This window comes from Archangium violaceum (genome assembly GCF_016887565.1).
In the GTDB taxonomy this organism is placed as follows: Bacteria; Myxococcota; Myxococcia; order Myxococcales; family Myxococcaceae; genus Archangium; species Archangium violaceum_B.
Genome location: NZ_CP069396.1, coordinates 2,167,849 through 2,187,647, shown reverse-complemented (window position 1 = coordinate 2,187,647; position 19,799 = coordinate 2,167,849). Strand labels below are relative to the sequence as shown.

The following is a 19,799-nucleotide window of genomic DNA, read 5'->3' as shown; positions in this document are numbered from 1 at the left end:
GGAGGGCCCACCTTCAGGATGAGGGTGGGCCTCTTCGCGTTGGGAAAAGGTGGGTCACGCTCCCTCGCCCTTGAAGTAGGCTCGCCGCCATGAAGATCGTCATCACGGGAGCCAACCGCGGCATCGGTCTCGAGCTCGTGCGCCAGTATCTCGCCCGAGGCGACTCCGTTCACGCGGGAGTCCGAACACCCGAGCAAGCACCCGAGCTCACCGCGCTCGTGGAGCCTTCCGGCGGCCGGCTCCGGATCAACCCCTGCGACGTGGCGCTCGAGACGAGCGTGCGCGCGTTCGCGGCCTCGGTGACCGAGCCCGTGGACCTGCTCATCAACAACGCCGGCATGAGGAACAGGCCGGACGGGCTCGAGGAGCTGGATCTGGACGGCGCGGCGCGGACCTTCCAGGTGAACGCGCTCGGCCCGCTGCGGGTCACCCACGCGCTGCTGCCGATGCTCCGTCGCTCCCGGGGCGCGAAGATCGCCAACATGAGCTCGGGGCTGGGCTCCATCGACGACAACACCTCGGGCGGTGCCTATGGCTACCGCATGTCCAAGGCGGCGCTGAACATGGCGTCGCGCTCGCTGGCCCAGGACCTGCGGGACGAGGGCATCATCGCCGTGGTGCTCAGCCCGGGCTGGGTGCGGACCGACATGGGCGGCGAGGATGCACCGACGCCCGTGTCCGAGTCGGTCGCTGGCCTGCTCGGCCTCATCGACCGACTCACCCTCCAGGACAGCGGAAGCTTCTTCGGCTTCCGGGGCGAGCGCATCGCCTGGTGAAGGCGAGCGTCCCGGCCCTCCCGGGACGCTCGCGCCCAGGACTCAGGAGCCGATCCGGCCGCCGTCGTCCTTCGTGATCACCAGGGTGGACGAACGCGGACGCGCCGTGCCGCCATCCGGCCAGTGGCTGGTGTACCGGGCCGGGTTGGCGGCGTCAGCCAGAGGGGTGTTCTCCCCCGGGTGCTGCACGTTGACGAAGAGCGCCTTGCCGTCCGGCGTCTCCGCGCAGCCGGTGATCTCGCAGCTGACCGGCCCCACCAGGAAGCGCTTCAGCGTATCGGCCGTGGGCTTCTTGCCCATGAAGGTGTCGACGTTGAGCGTGGAGCTATCGGCCTTCGTGTAGGTCAGCGTGGTCTTGCCTCCATCGCCGACCTGACCCGGCAGCGCCGCGAGCATCATGCAGTTGGTCACATCGGTGTAGGCGCCGTCGTCGGTCTGGATCCAGCAGATGCCGGTGGCCTTGCTGAACCACAGGCCGTCGGGGCTGGAGAAGTCCTGGTCGGCCGTGAGGCCCGACAGGTTGATGCGGGCGCCATCGGCGTCCGCCTCCGACCCGAAGAGGTACACGTCCCAGGCGAAGGCGTTGGCGGTCGCCTCGCCGCCGTTCTCCCGGATACGGATGATGTGGCCGTTGATGTTGCCCGGAGCGCTGACCGCCCCGCCCTTGTACGAGTCGCCGTAGGCGCGCGGGTTGGCCGGGTCGACCGCCATCTGTGACGAGCCCGTCGCGTCGACCTTGCGGTTGCTGTTGTTGGTGAGGGTGAAATAGACCTCGCCGGTGGTGGGATGCGTGGCGCACCACTCGGGGCGGTCCATCTTGGTCGCACCGACGGCATCCGCCGCGAGGCGGGCGTTCACCAGCACGTCCACCTGGTCGGCGAAGGAGTAGCCGGCATACGTGGCAATCCGTGTGTCGGCGATGTTCAGCTCAATCCACGCACCGGTGCCATCCGGGTTGAACCTGGCGACGTAGAGCTTGCCGTTGTCGAGATACTTGTCGCCGATGGCGATGCGGTTGGTGGCGTTGGCATCGGCTGCGTCCCAGCTGGCCTGGGTGACGAACTTGTACATGTACTCGCCGCGCGAGTCGTCCCCCATGTAGACCGCGAACGGCTTACCGGCCACGAGCTTCGAGAACGCGGCGCTCTCATGCGCGAAGCGGCCGAGGGCCGTGCGCTTCTTCACCGGCGTGTCGTTGCCGTAGGGATCCACCTCGACGATGTAGCCGTAGGTGTTCATCTCGTTGCGGTAGTCATCGAGCGCGGTCGCGCCGAGCTGGCTGATGTTCCAGCGGGCGTACCTGTCGTCGGCACCGGCGGTCTCCCAGCCGTGGCGGCCCGTCGAACCCTGGTTCTTGCCGTAGCGGCGCAGGGACGCGACACTCTTGTCACCGCGTGCCGCGTCATCGCTGGCGCCACGGGCGAAGTAATTGGCCCAGTTCTCCTCACCGGAGAGCAGCGTGCCCCAAGGCGTGTAGCCGGTGCCGCAGTTGTTGATGGTGCCGCGCGTGGTGGCGCCACTGTTCGAGTACCGGGTCCGCAGCAGCGCGCTGCCGCGCGCGGGGCCGGAGAGCTCCACCGGGGTGAGCGGCGTGATGCGGCGGTTGTAGGCCGAGTCCTGCACGTACTGGAACCGGCCATTGACCTTGCGCACCTCCACGATGGAGATGCCATGCGCGGCGACTTCCTTGTCCACCTCGGCGGCGACGCGGGCATTGATCGGGCTGCCCCCGGCGGGGTGCATGAAGATGACGCGACCGCCCTCGTCGGACGTGGCCTCGTGGTTCATCGCGAGCAGGCCGCGCTCGGAGCCGTTCGGATCTCGTGCCGTCCCGGCCGCGTTCAGTCCGAAGTACTCCATGCCGTCGTGGTGGTCGCCAGCACGCTTCTCGTAGTCGCCATCCGTGCCGTCGTTCTTGTAGGCCGCGACGCCCGCGGCGATCGGATCGCCCAGGCGGTACAGCACCGAGGCGGTGTAGCCCGGGGGCACGGTCACGGTGTCGCTCAGGCTCTTCGCCACCGCGCTGAAGGCCAGCAGGGTTTCACGCGGGCCGCCGTCACCACCATTACCGTTACCGTCACCCTCACCGCCATCCCCGCAGGCCGCCAGCGGCAGTCCACCAAAGAGGGCCAGGGCCGCGGTGCCCATGCCGCCGCGCAGGATGGAACGACGGCTCAGGCGGGCGTGCAACACCGAGTCGAAGGTCGGGTTGCCCGAGTCGTTGCAATCAATGTCATCCGGATCCTGGCCCCGCTTGGAAATGTCTGCGCGCTCGTCCACGTCGTCCTCGAATACGGTCTGGGGTGAAGAAACCGGCGCGGAGGATAGACAGGCACACAGAGGGCTTGTGTTACACCCGTGCCACGGCACGGCAACAGTGGCGATGCGCCTTCCCCACCAGGGAAGAAGTTTGCCCTCGGTGGCCTCGGAGGTGCCTCCCGGCCCGTCCCATCCCCAAGCTGTCGGGCAACTCGGCCCTCGCGATGTCTCCGCTCCTCCAGCCCTCGAAGGCGATGGGCACCCGGCACTTCGCGCCACATCGTGTCACGCAGCCAACCCATGATGGAGGGGGAAAACATGCGTGTCTGGCTTCAGGTGGCATGGGTCTGTGCGCTGGTCGCGGGATGTGGCGGGCCACTTCCGGGAGAGCCCTCGCACGAGGTGGGCTCGGACGAGATCGCGCCGGGAGATGTCTCCGCGCAGTGGAAGAGGACGGGGCTCGGCACACCGTTCCTGGTGGAGGACATCTTCCCTCCCCCACTCCCTCCCCCGCCGCCTCCTCTTCCCATCAAGGACCCCCTGCCGACGTTCCTGGTGGACTTCCGGGGGAGGCTCTTCTTCGCGGCCAACATCTTCGGGGAGGGGGCGCTGTGGCGCAGTGACGGCACGGCCCCGGGCACCTTCGCGGTGCGGGACTTCGGGACCGACAGCTCCGTCAGCTCCCTGACCGTGGTGGGGGACCGGCTCTTCTTCGTCGCGAGCGAGCCGACCCTCGGCGCTGAACTGTGGGTGACGGACGGCACGAGCGGAGGCACCCGGCTCGTGAGGGACATCACCCCGGGCCCCACCAGCTCGGACCTGGGAGGCTTCACCCGCGTGGGGGACACCTTGTTCTTCTATCGCCATCTCAGCACCGACCCGCTCGAAGTCGGGCTGCTCGAGCTGTGGAAGAGCGACGGCACCCGGTCGGGCACGGTGCGCGTGAAGGAGCTGGGCCCGGGCTTCGCCTTCTTCGAGCAGGCCGCCCTGGACGACGACACGCTCTTCTTCGCCTTCGAGGACGCGGAGCACGGCTTCGAGCCCTGGGTGAGCGATGGCACCGCCCGAGGCACCCGGCTGCTGAAGGACATCAACCCGGGCCCGGCCCGGTCGGGCGTGACGCGACCGCTCCGGGTGGACGACGGCCTCCTCTACTTCTCCGCCGAGGAGCCGGAGCACGGACGCGAGCTTTGGCGCACGGATGGCACCCTGAGCGGCACCGAGCTCGCCGAGGACACCGTGCCGGGCCCCACGGGCTCGGAGGCGCAGCCCATCGCCCTCTTCGAGGGGCGCCTCTACTTCGTCACCCTGGAGCCGGCGGACCGCGGCGCGCGCCTGCGCAAGCTGAATCCGGACCCGGACTGCCACCCGCGCTCGACCGTCATCGAGGACCTGCCCAACCCCTTCCCGGACGTCCCGACGGTGAGCGCCTTCCTGCCCCTGGGGGGCGTCGCCGAGGTCAATGGCCGACTGCTCTTCACCCTCGCCTACAGCACCTCCGGGCCCGCGCTGGCCGACGTGCAGCTCTGGGCCACCCGCGGCACCCGCCAGACCACGGAGCTGGTACGCCGGCGGCTGGTCAACGCCATCGACATCCCCGTGACGACGCTCACCGCCGTGAACGAGGACCTCGCGCTCTTCGCCGCCACGGATGAGGCACACGGCCAGGAGCCGTGGGTGACCGATGGCACGCCCCGAGGCACACGGTTGCTGAAGGACGTCAACCCGGGTCCCGCCAACTCGTTCCCGTTCGACTTCACGCGCTCGGGTGACTTCATGTTCTTCGTCGCCAATGACGGCGTCCACTTCCACGAGCTGTGGGCCGTTCCCGTCAACGACAGGGGACACCGGGCCGAACGCTGAGCACGGCGTCCCCGTTCACGCTCTGCACGCCGGAATCGGCTATCGAGGCGTGCAGTAGCTGCCCTTCCAGACGCACCCGTTCGCCAGACAGATGGCCTGGGAGGGCGAGGAATAGCAGACGGTAGGATCCTGGGCGGACTGGGCTGCGACGGGTGCCGTCTCACGCCATGGGATTCCGGCGGCAACGGCCGTGGCAGCGACGAAAATAGCGGCGGCGAGAAACTTCGTCATGACACCAACCTCCTGGTTATGAGGAAGGACACGGCGTCAAGAGCAGCCGTACCCAGCGTGCGAAATTAGTCGCATCCGTACCGAGGAGACAACCTCCGCGTTCGTGCCTCGCCCTCTTTCGCGGGGAAAAACAAAGCTTTTGCTTGAGGGTCATGACCGGCCATGATGGCGGTCAGCATCATCCCGTAGCCAATACCTTTCAGCACCCGAGACGTAGTAGGCATCCCCTCTACTTCCAGGGTTTATTTTTGAAGCAAGCAGAGCCGGCGACCGTGTTGACCGCTTCGCCTGCTCGCTCGCGAAGTCTACGACCGGGTGACCGCTCGAGTGGGCGAGGTGCGAGTCGCACTGACGTCACCGGGCGAGCCCTCTCCCCTGCGTGTCTGGAATTTCGACGCGTCCAGGAGGGCCACCCAGGCGCGGAGCACCGAATAACCGGGACGAGCACCCTGTTCCGGTCCGAACGCCTATGATCCGGCGCACGGGCGCGACGACGTCACGGGGACCGGTTCTCGCCAGCGGGTGTGCGCATCGATGCTCGATATTTCAGGGTACAGGGTTGTTGGCCTCATTCGGGGCACGGGCTCGAACGCGCTGTTCCACGCGGTTCGTGAGGCCGACGGCCTGCCGGTCATCATCAAGACGCCCGTGATGGCATCTCCGGGTCGTGCGGAGAGCGAGCGGTACCGGCGGGAGTTTGGAATCCTGCAACGGCTGCGCGACGTGCGGGGCGTGGCGAGGCCGTATGCCTGTGAATGGATCAGCGAGCGGCCCGTGCTGCTGCTCGAGCGGGTGCAGGGTCAGCCCCTGTCCGAGTCCACGGGCCAGCCCCTGGAGCCCTCCCGGTTCTTGAACCTGGCCCTCTCCCTGGTCGCCACCCTGGGGGAGGTCCACTGTCGCGACGTCATCCACAAGGACATCAAACCCTCCAACATCATCCTGGAGCCCTCGGGAGAGGCGCGACTCATCGACTTCGGCGTGGCCACGCTGCAGAAGGTGGAGTACCTGGACGCGGCTCCGACGCACCTGGTCGAGGGGACGCTGGCGTACATGTCGCCGGAACAGACGGGGCGGATGAACCGGGCGGTGGACTACCGCACGGACTTCTACTCGCTGGGCGTCATGTTCTACGAGTTGTTGACGGGACGGCGGCCCTTCCAGGGACGGGATGCGCTCGAGTGGTTTCACGTCCATATGGCGCAGGCGCCCAGGCCTCCGCACGAGCTGAACCCGCGGGTGCCCCCGGCCTTGTCCGCCGTCGTCCTCAAGCTGCTGGCGAAGACGGCGGAGGAGCGCTACCAGAGCGCCGAGGGACTGCGGGCGGACCTGGAGCGGTGCCGCGACGCATCGGGCCCGGACGTGCGAGAGGTGTTCGCGCTGGGCACGCGGGACACACCCATCCGGTTCCAATTGCCGCAACGGCTCTACGGGCGTGAGGCCCAGGTGTCCACCCTGCTGGAGGGCTTCGAGCGGGTGAGACGCACGGGCACGCCGGAGCTGGTCCTCGTCACCGGGTACTCGGGCATCGGCAAGTCCTCGGTGGTGCATGAGCTGCACAAGGCCGTGGTGGAGCGCCGTGGCTTCTTCCTGAGCGGCAAGTTCGACCAGTTCCAGCGGGACATCCCCTACGACATCCTGGCCCAGACCCTCCGGGCGCTGGTGCAGCAGGCGCTCGCGAGGAGCGAGGAGGAGATCTCCCTGTGGCGCCAGCAGGTGAACCAAGCCTGGGGAAACTACGGCCAGCTGCTCGTGGACCAGGTGCCCCAGCTGGAAGTGCTGGTGGGCCCACAGCCCGCGCTCCCGGCGATGCCCCCTGGAGAGGAGGCCCAGCGCCGCTTCTTCTGGGCGATCCGCCAGTTCTACGGGGTGTTCGCCACCCCGGCGCATCCCATGGTGCTGTTCCTGGATGACCTGCAGTGGGCGGACCCCGCCAGCCTCCAGATGCTCTCCCATCTGCTCTCCGAGAAGGAGATCCCACCGATGTTGTGGCTGGGCGCCTACCGGGACAATGAGATGAGCTCCGCGCACCCGCTCATGCAGATGTTGGAGGGGGTGCGTCAGGCGGGGGGGAAGCTGAAGGAGCTCCGCGTGGAGCCGCTGAGCGTGGCGCAGGTGGAGCAACTGGTGGCCGACACGCTGCCGGGAGCGACACGGGAGGTGGTCGCTCCCCTCTCGGCGCTGGTGCACGGGAAGACGGGGGGCAACCCCTTCTTCCTGCTGCAATTGCTGGTGGCGCTCCACCAGGATGGCCTGCTGGTGCGAGGGCCCGGAGGCGGCTGGCAGTGGGATGCCGAGGCGGTGCGGACGCGCGACTACTCGGAGAACATCGTCGACTTCATGGTGGGCAAGCTGCGCCAGTTCCCCGCTGGCACGCAGCACCTGCTGCGCCTGGCGGCGTGCGTGGGCAAGGTCTTCTCACTCCAGATGCTGGACGTCCTCGCCAACCTCGGCGAGAGGGGAGATGTGGAACAGGGGCTCGAGCCCGCGCTCCTGGAGGGCATGCTGGTGCGTTCCGGCCCGGCGCATTACCGGTTCCTGCACGACCGCATCCAGCAGGCGGCCCATAGCCTCTGCTCCCAGTCGGAGCTCGAGGCCGTTCACCTGCGTATCGGCCGTTTGCTGCTCGAGAGCCTGTCCCAGGAGGAACTTCGCGAGTCGCTCTTCGACGTGGTGAACCAGCTCAACGCCGGGGCCGGGCTCATGGAGGACGCCGCCGAGCGCCACCACCTCGCGCGGCTGAACACCGAGGCGGGTGACAAGGCCAAGGCCGCGCTCGCGCTCCGCCCCGCCATCTCCTACTTCACGACGGCCTTCTCGCTCATTCCAGGAGACCCCTGGGAGACGGACCACGCGCTGGCCTTCAAGCTGCAATTCACCCTGGCGCGCTGTGAGCTCATGAGCGGCAACATCGCCGAGGCGCGCCGCCTGGTCGGGAAGCTCCTCCCCCGGGTGAGCTCCCGTTCGGACATCGAGGCCGTCTACGGCCTGAAGCATGACGTCCACTTCGCCGCGGGTGAGCGCGAGGAGGGCGTCACCTGCATGTTGGAATGCCTGGTGTTGCTGGGCATGCCGCTCTCGCGGCACCCCACCTGGGAGGAGGCGGCGGCCGCCCATGAGGAGGTCTGGGCCTTGCTGGGGGAGCGTTCCATCGAGAGCCTCATCGACCTGCCACTCCTGGCCGATCCGGACATGAAGCTGGTCATCGGTGCCCTCTTCAAGCTCTTCAATTCCGCGTACTCCACCCACCCTCCCCTGCTCATCGTCCTCTTGAGCCGGATGGTCTCCCTCTCCCTGCGTCACGGCTTCGTGGCCGCCGCGGTGCCCGGACTCAGCTGGTTTGGCGTCATCACCGGCTCGTTCTTCAAGCGGTACCGGGAAGGCCTTGCCTTCACGAGGGTCGCCCGCGAGCTCGTCGAGCGGTACGACCTGTCCGCCAACCGGGGCGATGTCCTCCTCAGCATGCAGTTCAGCAGCTATTGGAGCCAGCCTCTCCCCCAGGCGCAGGAGCTCGTCGTCAGCGGCTTCCAACACGCGCTTCAAGTGGGGAGCACGGCCACCGCCGCCTACTGCGGCCTCGAGCTCGTCCTGAACCGCCTGGCCATGGGACACGACCTGGAGGAGGTCCACCAGGAGTCGCTCGTCCGCGGCGAGTTCTTGAGCAAGACGGGCTTCCTGGATCCCCAGGAGTCGCTCCTCCTGGCGCGGCGCTACGTGCAGCAGATGCGCGGATGCTCCCCCTCGTTCGGCACGCTCGATGGGGAAGGCTTCGATGAGCGGGCCTTCGAGGCCCGACTGCCGCCAGTCCCCAGGAGGAGCACGCGCGCCTTCTGGGTCACCCGGCTCCAGTCGCGATTCATGTGTGGCGACTACGCGGAAGCCCGCCGGGCGGCGGACAAGGCGGCCGAGCTCCTGAAGGCCAACAATGGCATCCTCTTCTTCCGCGAATTCAACCTCTACCGCGCCCTGGCCCTGGCCGCGTGCTTCGAGGGCGCCACCGCGGAGGAGCAGCGCCAGTTCCTCGAGGCCATCCAGCGTCACCAGCGGCAGCTGGCGGAGTGGGCGGAGAATTGCCCCGAGAACTTCCACGCGCTGGAGCGGATGGTGGCCGCGGAGCTGGCCCGCCTCCAGGGGCGACTGGATGAGGCGATACGCGCCTATGAGGAAGCCATCCGCTCGGCTCGGGAGAATGGGGCCACCCACCATGTGGGATTGGCCGCCGAGCTCGCGGCGAACTTCTGGCGCACGCGTCAGGCCCCGCTCGTTGCCCAGGGCTTCGCGCGCGAAGCGCGGGCGGCGTACCTGCGGTGGGGCGCCCTGGGCAAGGTCCAGCACCTGGAGTCCCAGTGGCCCCACCTCTCGTCCACCTCGGACACCCGGGACGAACTGACCACCAGCGGTACGGCCTCCAGCCACATCGACGCGCTCACGGTCGTCAAGGTCCAGCAGGCCGTCTCCAGTGAAATCGTCCTGGATCGCCTGGTGACCACGCTGCTGCACGCGGCGATTGAGAACGCCGGAGCCCAGAAAGGCGCGCTGTTGCTTCCCGAGGGGGACACCCTGTCGGTGGCGGCCATCTCCGATGCTCCGTCGGAGGGGGTGACCCCCGAGTTGCCCTGGACGCTCCTCTCCTATGTGCGGCGCACGCGGGAGCACGTGCTCATCGGCGATGCCTCCAAGCCGCACCCCTTCTTCTCCGATGCGTACCTGGCGCGCGGCGGAGCGCGGTCGGTGTTGTGCCTGCCCCTGTTGAGGCAGGAGCGGTTCTCCGGAGTGCTGTACCTGGAGAACGACCTGGCGGCGGATGCCTTCAGCCCGGCGCGACTGACGCTGCTGGAGCACCTGGCCTCCCAGGCGGCCATCTCCATCGAGAACGCCCGGCTCTATGAGGACGTCCAGCGCGCCAGGGCGGAGCTGCGCCAGGCGAATGAAGAGTTGGAGCAGCGGGTGGAGGAGCGCACGCGCGAGCTCGAGCAGGCCCAGACCCGGCTGGTGGATACGGCGCGAGAAGTGGGCATGACGGAGGTGGCCTCCAACGTGCTGCACAACGTGGGCAATGTGCTCACCAGCGCCGTCGTCAACCTCGAGGTGATGCGCAAGGCGGTGGGCTCGCTGCGCGTGGGCCGTCTGAGACAGGCGGCGGCGCTCCTCGTGGAGCAGCGGGAGAACCTGGCGGAGTTCCTGACGACGAACGTCCGGGGCAGACATCTGCCGGACTACCTGACGGCGCTGGGGGAGGAGTTGGGGAACGATCAGATGCGCCTGGTGGAGGACATGGAGGTGATGAGCCGGCACGTCGAGCACATCCGCGCCATCATCCAGGTGCAACAGACGTATGCGCGGAGCTCGCTGATGACGGAGGAGTGCGAGCTGGCCCAGCTCATCGACGACGCCCTGCGCATCCAGATGGGGGCATCACAGCGCCACGGCGTCACCGTGCACCGGGAGCTGGAGGTGGTGCCGCGGGTGAAGGTGGACAAGCACAAGGTGCTGCAGATCCTCATCAACATCATCAGCAACGCCAGGCACGCGCTGGAAGCGAAGTCCGAGGGCTCGCGCAACCTGTGGGTGAAGCTGAGGGCGGACGGGCCGGTGGCACGCATCCAGGTGGTGGATGATGGCGTGGGAATCACCCCCGAGGTGAAGGGGAAGCTGTTCTCCCACGGCTTCACCACGCGCAAGGACGGCCATGGCTTCGGACTGCACTCCAGCGCGCTGGCGGCACAACTCCTGAATGGCCGCCTCAGTATCGACAGCGATGGACCGGGTCGGGGGGCCGTGTCCACGCTGGAACTTCCGCTCCACTGACGAACGGGGAGAGCACACCGCGAGCGCGAGGGCCGCGAACACCCGCGCCTCGTCCTCACGCCCAGGGTGCGTCTTCACAGGATTTGAACCTGCGACCCCTTGGTCCCGAACCAAGGCGAGGGAGCGTCCAGCGGGTATCAGCGGTGCACAAGCCCTCGTAAATACTCGGTTTTCTGGAGGCGGGCCTGTCCAGCCGTCCCAGCCCGTACGCGACGGCACCAAGGATTTTGCTGCTACCTTGCTGCTGCGTCCTACCCCGGTGCCGCCACCCGTGGCCAAGGGACCTGGACGGCTGCTGACCATCCGAGAAGTCGCGATTCGCCCAGCCGCGCAAGTGGGGGCGCAACTGAGACAGAGTTCCAACGTCCCGCTGCCGCGCAGAAGCTTGACTTTCCGATAGGCTATAAGATTCACTCACAGTCGGTGAGCGTCTCCACGCAGCGTAAGTCCAAGCCCGGCCTGATGCAGACGCTCCGGGCGCTGGCTCGCGCCGAGCGGGAGGTCATCCGCCAGAAGAAGGCGCTCGCTCGGATGAGCCGCAGCGCCTCCACGCCCACCGTCTTCGACCCGCAGCATGCTCGGGCGATGCACACGCTGACCCAGTGTTCGGGGCTTTTGTGCGACACATCGGTACGCGGCATCGGGCTTGGCACGAAGATGACAAAAGGGCGGGAGACGGGGGAACTCGCGGCCGTGGTCTTCGTGCCCAGGAAGCGCTCCCTGTCCGAGCTGCGGAAGCGGAAGATCCAACCCTTACCGCGAGAGGTGAAGTGTGGCGGAAGGACGCTCCCAGTCGACGTCCAGGAGATGGGGCGGGTGCGCTGGCAGGCCCGTGTCGGGGACAGCCTCGGGCCCTTCGGAGAGTTCGCCACGCTGGGCGCCTTCGGGACCTACGCAGGCCGCACCGTCGCCATCACGGCCATGCATGCCACCCACCTCTTCGAGTTCCCTGACGGAAGTGTGGGGCCGACCTTCTTCTGTCCCAGCAATGTCGGCAATGCGAATGCGCGCAACCTCGGCTCGCTCGTGCGCGGCAGCCGCAATGGCATTGACGCAGCCCTCATCCAGTTGGAGGACCCCTCCACCATGGTCCCGATGCCCGGCATCCGTGGCTCACGCCCCCTGCGCTTCCGCGAGGATGAAGGGACCGTGGTCCGGATGCTCGGAGCCATGACGCCCCATGCGCTCGGGACCATTGAACACATCCACCTCGACATCCATCCGAACAACCTCGCGGCCTGTTTCACCATCAGCCTCCCTTCCGCGAAGGGAGATTCAGGCGCCGCCCTGGTCGATGGAGATGGCTTCATCGTTGGCTTCCTCGTCGGACGCATCACCGTCAACAACGCAGATTTCGCTCTCGCACAACCCTCCGAGCTCGTCCTGAACACTCTGGGTTGTACCATCCCTTAGGAGAGGTGTCCCTTGCCCCTGTCTGCTCTCTCCCTCCTCACCACCGCCGGCCTCCTGGCAGCCACACCCACGAAGGTCGCGGCCATCCGCCCGCCTACAGACCCTGCGGGTTTCGCGTTCACCGTCAGCGATGCGAACTTCAAGCTGGTCCCGGACGACAACGCGCTCAAGCAGACCACACCCGGCGTCTATGAGCTTCAGGTCAAAGCCGACTCCGCCAAGGTCGACTGCGATACTGCGACGGTTGCCAACTGCGCCGCCGCCCAGGCTGGATTGAAGTGGGTGGTCAATACGGTCGAAGCGGTTTCCGTCGCCACGCCGGTGCAAATCCCCACCACAGGCACCCCGGTCCTCGGCATCAAGCTCGTGGGTGGCTCGGAGCTCTTCAGGTTCAGCGTGCCCCAGCCGGCTCCGGCTCCAACCCAGGCCCCGGCGCAGACTGTCGGCATCGCTTTCACTTGCGAGCAGCTCATCCAGCAGGCCCGGGCCAATCCTCCTGCCTACGATGCGGAGAAGAACCGGGCGTATATCGTCACTACCCCCAATGGCAATGTCGTGGCGGGTGAACTCGGACTCGTGGACGAGAATGACACGATCGAGGTCAAGGTCATCGCACCTCAAGACAGCACGGTGACGATCCGCCGCACCTCCGCGCGACGTGACCTTAATGCGTTCGCGCTGGCGGGCGCGGGCACCCAGGTCGTCCTGCAGACTGCCCAGGCCTGCAAACCCACCTGGTCGACCCTGACCGATTTCGCACCGGGCGCGGGACAGATTGAAATCACCACGGTGGACGCCCAGAACAAGGAGACCCGCAGTGTGATTGAGTTCAATGTCCGCACACTCTACCGCGGCATGCTCTCTTTCGGAGGGGTCTGGACCGGGTTGTCCGACCCCTCGTTCGGGACCACGACCCGAGACGGTGTCACGGTCATCACCAACCGGGAACTCGGGCCCAACCGCCTCCTCTATGCCATCTTCCTCACGCCGTTCGTCTGGGGGCCTCGCGATTTCGAGAAGGAGCCCGCGCTGCTAGTGAGCGGGGTGAGGGACACCGGCTCCCTCCTGCGGCACATCAACCCGAGCCTCGGCCTAGTCGTCAACAACCCGCTGGAGAACGCCCTGCTGGGCCTCAGCGTGGACCTGCTGGATGGCGTGGTCATCACTGCGGGCGTCCACGTCGGCCACGTGAGTGTCCTGGATCCCAACGCCAATGTGTCGCTGGGGCAGCAGTTCAGCAGCGAGGAGCAGATTCCCACCGCGAAGAAGTGGCGGACCAGCTTCTTCTGGTCGGCGTCCGTGGACCTCCGGGCGGCGGTACAACTGCTCCAGACCGTCTTCGGGGTGCGCACCAAGTAGCCAAGGAAGGCCCTCGGGCCTCGTCCGCTCGACGGAGGTGCTGCATGAATCGGAGACACACTTCTATTGTCACCGGCCTGCTGTTGATGCTGGCCGCCCATCCGGCTCACGCCACCAACTCGTTTTTCTGGGGTCTCAAGCTCCAGCTTCTTTCCCCTGGCTTTGAAGGGGCTCCCTCCCTGCCAGCCCTCGGGCTCCAGGGAGGGTACCGCTGGGAGTCGGACCACTTCCAGAGCCGCATCCAAGTGCAGGTCCTCGGCGGCTGGAGTACCCTTCAAATCGAAGACACCCCGGCTCTCACCGCAGGAGGCCTCTCGGGAGCATTGACCGGCCGGCTGGCCTTTGGCGGGTTTAAGGATGACTCGGCAGGCTATGCCTTCATCGACCCCGGGCTGTTCGCGCTGCTGGGCTCCAACCCGGAGCGGGGCACCTCGTCCCTGATGGAGCTCGGAGCGGAACTGGGGGTGGGCCGCAAGTTCAAGCTCCCGGACTCCACGCACCTGGACCTCAGCCTCACGGTGCTTCACTTCCACTTGGATCCGCGGACGGCCAAGCTGCGCGCTTCCTTCTACCCGGGTCTGGCCGTCGCCTTCATGCGTTGAAGTTCGGGACGTCCGGTGAGTGTCAAGCGCTGTGGTCGAGGGCGTGCCTCCAGAGGCGGCAGCGCAGCGCAACTTGGCCGCCGAACCTTCTCCCCCTCCAAGCTCCTTCGCGGTAGAGGCACCCCATGGACGAGAAGCTGCAACGCGCCTTGGGGGATACGGCCCGGGCTGCCCGCCTGCGGCTGGGGCTCACGCAGGCGGAGGTAGCCAAGAGGGTGCGCCTGAAGTCCGGCGTCTACGGCCGAGTAGAGCGCGGGATGATGACGCCCAGCGTCCCCACGTTGCGTCGCATGTGCGAGACCCTGGGCATCTCCTCGGACGTGCTCCTGTCCCTGGGTGCCCAGGCCCGCGAGGAGACGGCACCAGCTCCTCCGCTCGGGGCCGGCGAGCACCCGGAGCTGAGCCGCATCATCCACGTCTTGAAAGGGTGGCCGCCGGAGCGGTTGGCGCTCTTGCGCAAGCTGCTGGAGACAGCCGACACGCACCTCTCGGACGAGCGCTAACGGGCCTCGGGCGTCATGAGGCTGCGCACCATGTAGCCGACAGCGTTGAGCTGCTTGTCATCCAACTGGCGCAGGGTGCGCAGCAGGCGGCGCAGTCGCGGTGACTCCTCCGGGGGGGCCGCGGACTCCTTCAACCAGGCCGCCGCCTCGCCCACGTCGAGCCCCAGGGCGGCACTGGCGTCCACCCGCAGCACCATGCAGAGCCTACGCAGGTTCGGGACGCTAGGCGTCAGGTTGCCCCGCTCTATCCGCCCGTACACCTCGGTGGCCACGCCCACGCGCTCGGCCACGTCCGCCTGGGTGAGTTCGGCCTTGAGCCGGGCCTCTCGCAGCACGTCTCCCAGGAGGACGGTCATCTTCTTCTTCGTCAGGTGGTCGCTCTTCTTCATGGTCACTCGCTCCGGTCCTTCGTCTCTTCCTCGGTGACTTCCTCCTCGGCCGTGGCTTCCTCCTCGGGGGTGGGCAGGACGCCCTTCTCGATGGGGAAGGCGTGCGTCTCCTGGGGGAGAGGCTTCTCGCGGAGGAGAGTTCCCAACTCCGCCTCCGCCTCGGCGGGTCCGAACGGGTTGCCCTGGCTGGCGAGCCACGCGCGCAGTTCGTCCCGCATCTCACCGCCCGTCTGGTAGCGGTCGTCCGGGTGGGCGTGCAGGGCCTTGTGGAGGATGCACTTGAGCGGCTCGGGCACCTGGGAGGCCACCCGCTCCACGTCGTCCGGGCCGAAGCTCAGGATGCGGTTGGCCAGCTCCCCCGGGCTTGTCCAGGTAGGGCGCTCAGGGCGGACGCGAGCGTTGTACCGGCTCACCTCCGAGGACCCGCTGTAGGGCACGTTCACGTCCGGAGGGTCCAGCGGGTACTGCCCCGACAGCATTTCCAGCAGCACCATGCCCAGCGAGTAGAGGTCCGCTCGCCCATCCGGCTTCTGGCGGCGCATCACCTCCGGGGCGGCATAGGCCAGCTCCGCACGCAGCACCTTGGAGGGGGTGTCCAACCGGCCCACCATCCGCGAGTACGCCACGCCGAAGTCGGTGAGCGTCACCCTGCCGCTGAACTCGAGCCGGATGCTCGTGGGACTCACGGCCCGGTGGACGAGGTGCAGGGGTTGGCCATCCTCGCCCTGGCTGTTCCAGGCGTAGTGGAGCGCATCGGCCACCTCGGCGGCGATGTAGACGGCATGGGCCGGGTCGAGCGTCCTGCCCAGCAACAGCGCCGTCTCCATGGCCGTCGCCAGGAAGATGCCCTGGGTGTGCTCCATCACCACGTAGGGGGCGCCCTCGTACTCCTCCAGCCCGTACACTTGGACGATGCCGGGGTGGCGCAGCCGTGTGGCGAGCTGTACCTCCTCCACGGCCCGCTGGCGGCGCTCGTCCTCGGGGGGCATCTGCACCCGCTTGAGGATGACGCGGCACGCAGCACCCTCCCCCTTCACGGGAGTGCGTCGGGCGATGGCCATGGGGTCCGGTGCGTCCAGCAGCGGGGAGACGAAGGTGTAGCGGTACGCGGGTCCCTCGAAGAGAAGACCGTCAGGACCCGTGGGGTGGATGGGGAAGCTGTCGTTGGTCGATGGACCTTTCACGAGGGCACCTCTTAACCTTTCAGGTACTCGCAAACAAAACCAAGCTCCTTTTAGGTAACACGGGGAGGCAATCAAAAGAAAGCACCGGCCAACCAAGCAGGTCAGCGCCTAAACTCAACCTGTTGGAGCGGGGGAGCCTCTAGGAGCAATCCTGGAGCGCTTGGGCCGGCTCGCAGTGTCTCCGAAGCTTGCCCTGCACGGGGCCTCTCCAGAGAGAAGTGCAGAGCCACAAGCAACCTCCCTACACTTTGCTCGGCCCTTAACGAGACCACGGGGCAGTGACGGCCTGGACAGATCCAGGGCCCTGCACGACCTCTACACTGGCCTGGGTGGGACCCGTCAGCGACCCTTCTCTGCCTCTCCGCACCAACTCGCCCCTCAACAAGGCCCCATCCGTCCTGTGCTTCCTACCGGGAGGGGTGGCCTCCTCACCTGGAATGCTAGCGCTCGACGTACTGCACCTCGCGCTAGCTGGGAGTAGGGTATAGCTCCGCAGAGCCAGCGCAGCCTACGTGCTGGGTTCGTCACCGCGGCGCGGTTGCTCAGCCGTGGGAGGAGGCATGTCACCGGTCGGTGTCGCCTCGGCGGAAGGCTGCACGGTGGCCGTGGCACCCTCATCTGTCGCAGTGGTAGGCAGGTCGTCTGGAGGCGGGTACAACCTGCGGCGCGCACGAGCCTTGGCGGCGAGTCTACTGCTCTTCTTCTTGGCGGCCTTGCCGAGACCTGTCTCGGTGTAGTCAATGGCGCCGTGAGCGTCGTTCCCCGCTTCTGGGGCCCAGTACGTCTTGAGCTCTTCGGCGCTACACTCTGCCGGGGTGACGCCGAAGACGCCGACCGACTCGCCCTTGAAGTTCTTGTGAGCGGCCTCTGCGGACGTCTTCGTCGAGAGGTCTACCGACAGGTGGATGTTGGATTCGTCGAAGGGGCGGAAGGCCATGCTCGACGGCTCCCCATTGTCGAGCCACTTCGGGTGGACGTGGCGGTAAAGCGTCACGTCATCGTTCTCGGGGAGAGGAGGAGGAATGAGGTTGGCCATCAGCGCTCCTCCTCGGTGGGGTTCAAGTACTTCCTGAGGAAGGCGGCGAAGTCAGTCCGACCTTCGTCAGTGTTGAGGTTGAAGTCGCCCTCGTCCTCGTCGTCAAGTTCGGCGTGCACGACAGTGACGCTGGCAGTACGCGCCATCAGCACAATGGTAGCGACGACCTCCCAGCCTCCATGGGACCACTCGGCCTCAATGTCACCAGTTGGTGTCGGATAGAGACGCGGCTTCGGGATGCCGTCCTCCACCATCAATTCGAGGAACAGGTCCTTCGTCCATGGCAACCGCTCCGCCGACACGGCAGCGCCCTTGCCATCGAGCCAACCGGACTCGACAGTCCCGAGTACCTCAAATCTGTCCTCGAGCTGCTTCACAGTTGCCTCGGCTACCACGGTCACGGCCATGAAACTGAGAAGGCGTGACACGTCCTTCAGCTTACCATCAACATCGAACGTCGCATCGACCTCAACCTCGGCACGCATGTAGTGCCGGCCACGCAGCAGGTTGACAACCTCCTGCTCGCTCCCCACCCCCTCGCCATAGGTCGCATCAATGTTCACACCGTCCCGCGTCCGAACAGTGAACGAGCGGGACACAGTGTCCATGCCCGTCACTTGCCCAACGAACGAGACAACGCGAGATGTTTGCTGGATCTCAATGTCCCGAATTACGTCCTTGAGTGCACGGGTGGTCCTGGGCCCTGCTGGTGCCCCCGGCGTGCGCAGTTCGAGCGACTCACCCTCCTCAAGGTGCTCACTCATGTGACGCAGTTTGTTCAGGTGCTTGCGCGGGAAGGCCCTCGGGAGTTGCTGCCGTTGAGATATGGCGGAAATCGTCTGCCCTACAACCTCGCGGGCCTCCTCGAAGATGTCCCGCCCGTCAGGACCCATAACTGCCGGATAGTTCTGAATCAGCGCCGCCGATAAAGCCACCGTGCGAAGCAGGGTCGGAATGGTGCTGCCTGGTTCAACCCTCCCCAGCCGCAAAGCGAAGCTGTCGTCGAAGCCCGCAGGGACCCGGGCGCCCGTGCGCTGATGGTAGAGCGCACGAGCGGTCTCAAGGATGACCATCCGGTACTCCTCAAGCATCGGGAGGACGTCCACCGGGATGGTTACATTGTTCGGATCGGGGTTGTGGTCGAAGCGTTGCCCGCGGAGAACTGGGGTAGCGAAGACCGTGAGGTCGATAGGCATGGGAGGCGTAGGGTTGGGGCCGGGGGACCCTACTTCAGCATGGCCCGGGCGTGCATCAGCGATTCTGCATCTCCGGTCCTACCGTAGGTGCATGTGGGTGGCATGACCTATGTCGCCCGGTCCGCACCTCACACGGGCGTCTCCATTAGAGCGGGGGCAAAGCCGAAGCTGGAAAGGACAAGCCCGCCGCCTGAGGCAGCGTACCTGACGCAAGCAGGTGGAAATCCTTCCGGTCCACCACCTATGGGAACGTCACGCCGTCGAGGTTCACGCCCCCGGCTCCGGTTTCTCCCGCCCACAGATTGAGCGTGTAGGTGCCCCGGGCCTCGCTCTCCGTCGCGTCCAGTTCCACCACGATGCGCCCCAACTCTCCTGGCGGGATGGGCTCCAGGAGCCACACCGTCAGCCCCGTCAGCTCCTCGCGCTTGGAGCCCACCAAGGCCGCCCCCTTCGGCCTCCAGGCCACCGTTCCCCGGTTACGTAGCATCACCTCCACGGCAACCCGTCCCCGCCCCTTGGGTCCCACGGCCCGATAGCTGATGACCGTCCACACCGCGAGGGAGTCTTCCGGGCGCTCAGCCCCCATCGGGAGTCGCCGGGCGATGACTCCCTTTTCGCCCATCCACTCGTTGGCGATGAAACCCGTGAGACCGCCCTGGCCACTACACTCGGCCTGGAGACGCGCCTTCTCCTCCCGGCACTGCTGGGCCTCGGCACGCGCCTGCTGCTCGCCTTGCCGGAGAGAGGCCAGCGTGCGCTCGTGGCGTGATACCTCCACCTGCCGCTCCGCCTGGGAGGGGTGGACCACCAGCATGAAGGTGGCACTCACCGGGGCCGCGCCATCCTCGAAGTAGACCGTCACCGGCACACGCTCCCCGTCATGCAGCGCCTCCGAGGCCACGAGTGCCAGGGTGTCGTCCACCACCTTTACCCGGCGGAACCGCTCCCGTCCCTCGACTTCCACGCGCGCCAGCTTCGCGTCGAAGAACAGGGTGAGGGACAGCTCCGGCCGGATGCACACCTCCGGCGTCTTGCTGGGGGTGCCCGCCGTCAGCTCGATGTAGCGCGTACCTGCCTCGCAGGTGGGGAGCGGCACCCTCTCGGTAGCCTCGACGGGTGCAGCGAGCAGGGCCAGTCCGAGCAGGGCGGAGGAGGACAAGGCGAACACGGAGCGGGAACCTCC

Annotated in this window: 13 protein-coding genes; 7 read left to right on the top strand and 6 right to left on the bottom strand. The window is 66.9% G+C overall.

Features of this window, described 5'->3' with window-relative positions; genetic code table 11:
* Positions 1-89: 89 nt before the first annotated feature.
* Positions 90-776 carry an SDR family oxidoreductase gene (locus JRI60_RS09195; RefSeq protein ID WP_204225468.1) on the top strand — a complete coding sequence of 229 codons (687 nt, stop codon included), beginning with the start codon at positions 90-92 and terminating at the stop codon, positions 774-776.
* A 42-nt stretch (positions 777-818) separates the two neighbouring features.
* On the opposite strand, the gene JRI60_RS09190 is transcribed toward JRI60_RS09195, so the two are convergent.
* A complete protein-coding gene (locus JRI60_RS09190; RefSeq protein ID WP_204225467.1) occupies positions 819-3,056 on the bottom strand; it encodes a PhoX family protein in 2,238 nt (745 codons plus the stop codon).
* Between the two features lie 297 nt (positions 3,057-3,353).
* Between JRI60_RS09190 and JRI60_RS09185 the strand changes: the two genes are divergently transcribed.
* The 6 genes from JRI60_RS09185 to JRI60_RS09160 all read left to right on the top strand — a co-directional run bounded on the left by JRI60_RS09185 (position 3,354) and on the right by JRI60_RS09160 (position 14,811).
* Positions 3,354-4,898: an ELWxxDGT repeat protein gene (locus tag JRI60_RS09185; protein WP_204225466.1), complete on the top strand. Its 1,545-nt coding sequence runs from the start codon at positions 3,354-3,356 to the stop codon at positions 4,896-4,898.
* A 765-nt stretch (positions 4,899-5,663) separates the two neighbouring features.
* Complete coding sequence (locus JRI60_RS09180; protein WP_204225465.1) at positions 5,664-10,934, top strand: trifunctional serine/threonine-protein kinase/ATP-binding protein/sensor histidine kinase; 5,271 nt, start codon at positions 5,664-5,666, stop codon at positions 10,932-10,934.
* Between the two features lie 423 nt (positions 10,935-11,357).
* Positions 11,358-12,347, top strand: coding sequence for a hypothetical protein (locus JRI60_RS09175; protein WP_204225464.1), 990 nt, complete (start codon positions 11,358-11,360; stop codon positions 12,345-12,347).
* A 12-nt stretch (positions 12,348-12,359) separates the two neighbouring features.
* The gene (locus JRI60_RS09170) at positions 12,360-13,706 is read left to right on the top strand and encodes a hypothetical protein (protein WP_204225463.1); all 1,347 of its coding nucleotides are present in this window, start codon (positions 12,360-12,362) and stop codon (positions 13,704-13,706) included.
* 44 nt (positions 13,707-13,750) lie between these two features.
* Positions 13,751-14,308, top strand: coding sequence for a hypothetical protein (locus JRI60_RS09165; RefSeq protein WP_204225462.1), 558 nt, complete (start codon positions 13,751-13,753; stop codon positions 14,306-14,308).
* A 125-nt stretch (positions 14,309-14,433) separates the two neighbouring features.
* Positions 14,434-14,811 carry a helix-turn-helix domain-containing protein gene (locus tag JRI60_RS09160; RefSeq protein ID WP_204225461.1) on the top strand — a complete coding sequence of 126 codons (378 nt, stop codon included), beginning with the start codon at positions 14,434-14,436 and terminating at the stop codon, positions 14,809-14,811.
* Here JRI60_RS09160 and JRI60_RS09155 read toward each other — a convergent pair.
* From JRI60_RS09155 to JRI60_RS09135, 5 genes are all read right to left on the bottom strand, one after another.
* Positions 14,808-15,200 (bottom strand): helix-turn-helix transcriptional regulator, encoded by a 393-nt coding sequence (locus JRI60_RS09155; RefSeq protein WP_204225460.1) that lies wholly within the window; start codon positions 15,198-15,200, stop codon positions 14,808-14,810. The two genes, JRI60_RS09160 and JRI60_RS09155, sit on opposite strands and share 4 nt — an antisense overlap.
* 2 nt (positions 15,201-15,202) lie before the next feature.
* Positions 15,203-16,384, bottom strand: a complete 1,182-nt coding sequence (locus tag JRI60_RS09150; protein ID WP_204225459.1) for a serine/threonine protein kinase — start codon at positions 16,382-16,384, stop codon at positions 15,203-15,205.
* 508 nt (positions 16,385-16,892) lie between these two features.
* A complete protein-coding gene (locus tag JRI60_RS09145; RefSeq protein WP_204225458.1) occupies positions 16,893-17,420 on the bottom strand; it encodes a hypothetical protein in 528 nt (175 codons plus the stop codon).
* Positions 17,420-18,616 (bottom strand): hypothetical protein, encoded by a 1,197-nt coding sequence (locus JRI60_RS09140; protein ID WP_204225457.1) that lies wholly within the window; start codon positions 18,614-18,616, stop codon positions 17,420-17,422. Before JRI60_RS09140 ends, JRI60_RS09145 begins: the two co-directional genes overlap by 1 nt.
* A gap of 241 nt (positions 18,617-18,857) precedes the next feature.
* A complete protein-coding gene (locus JRI60_RS09135) occupies positions 18,858-19,784 on the bottom strand; it encodes a DUF2381 family protein (RefSeq protein WP_204225456.1) in 927 nt (308 codons plus the stop codon).
* Positions 19,785-19,799 lie beyond the last annotated feature (15 nt).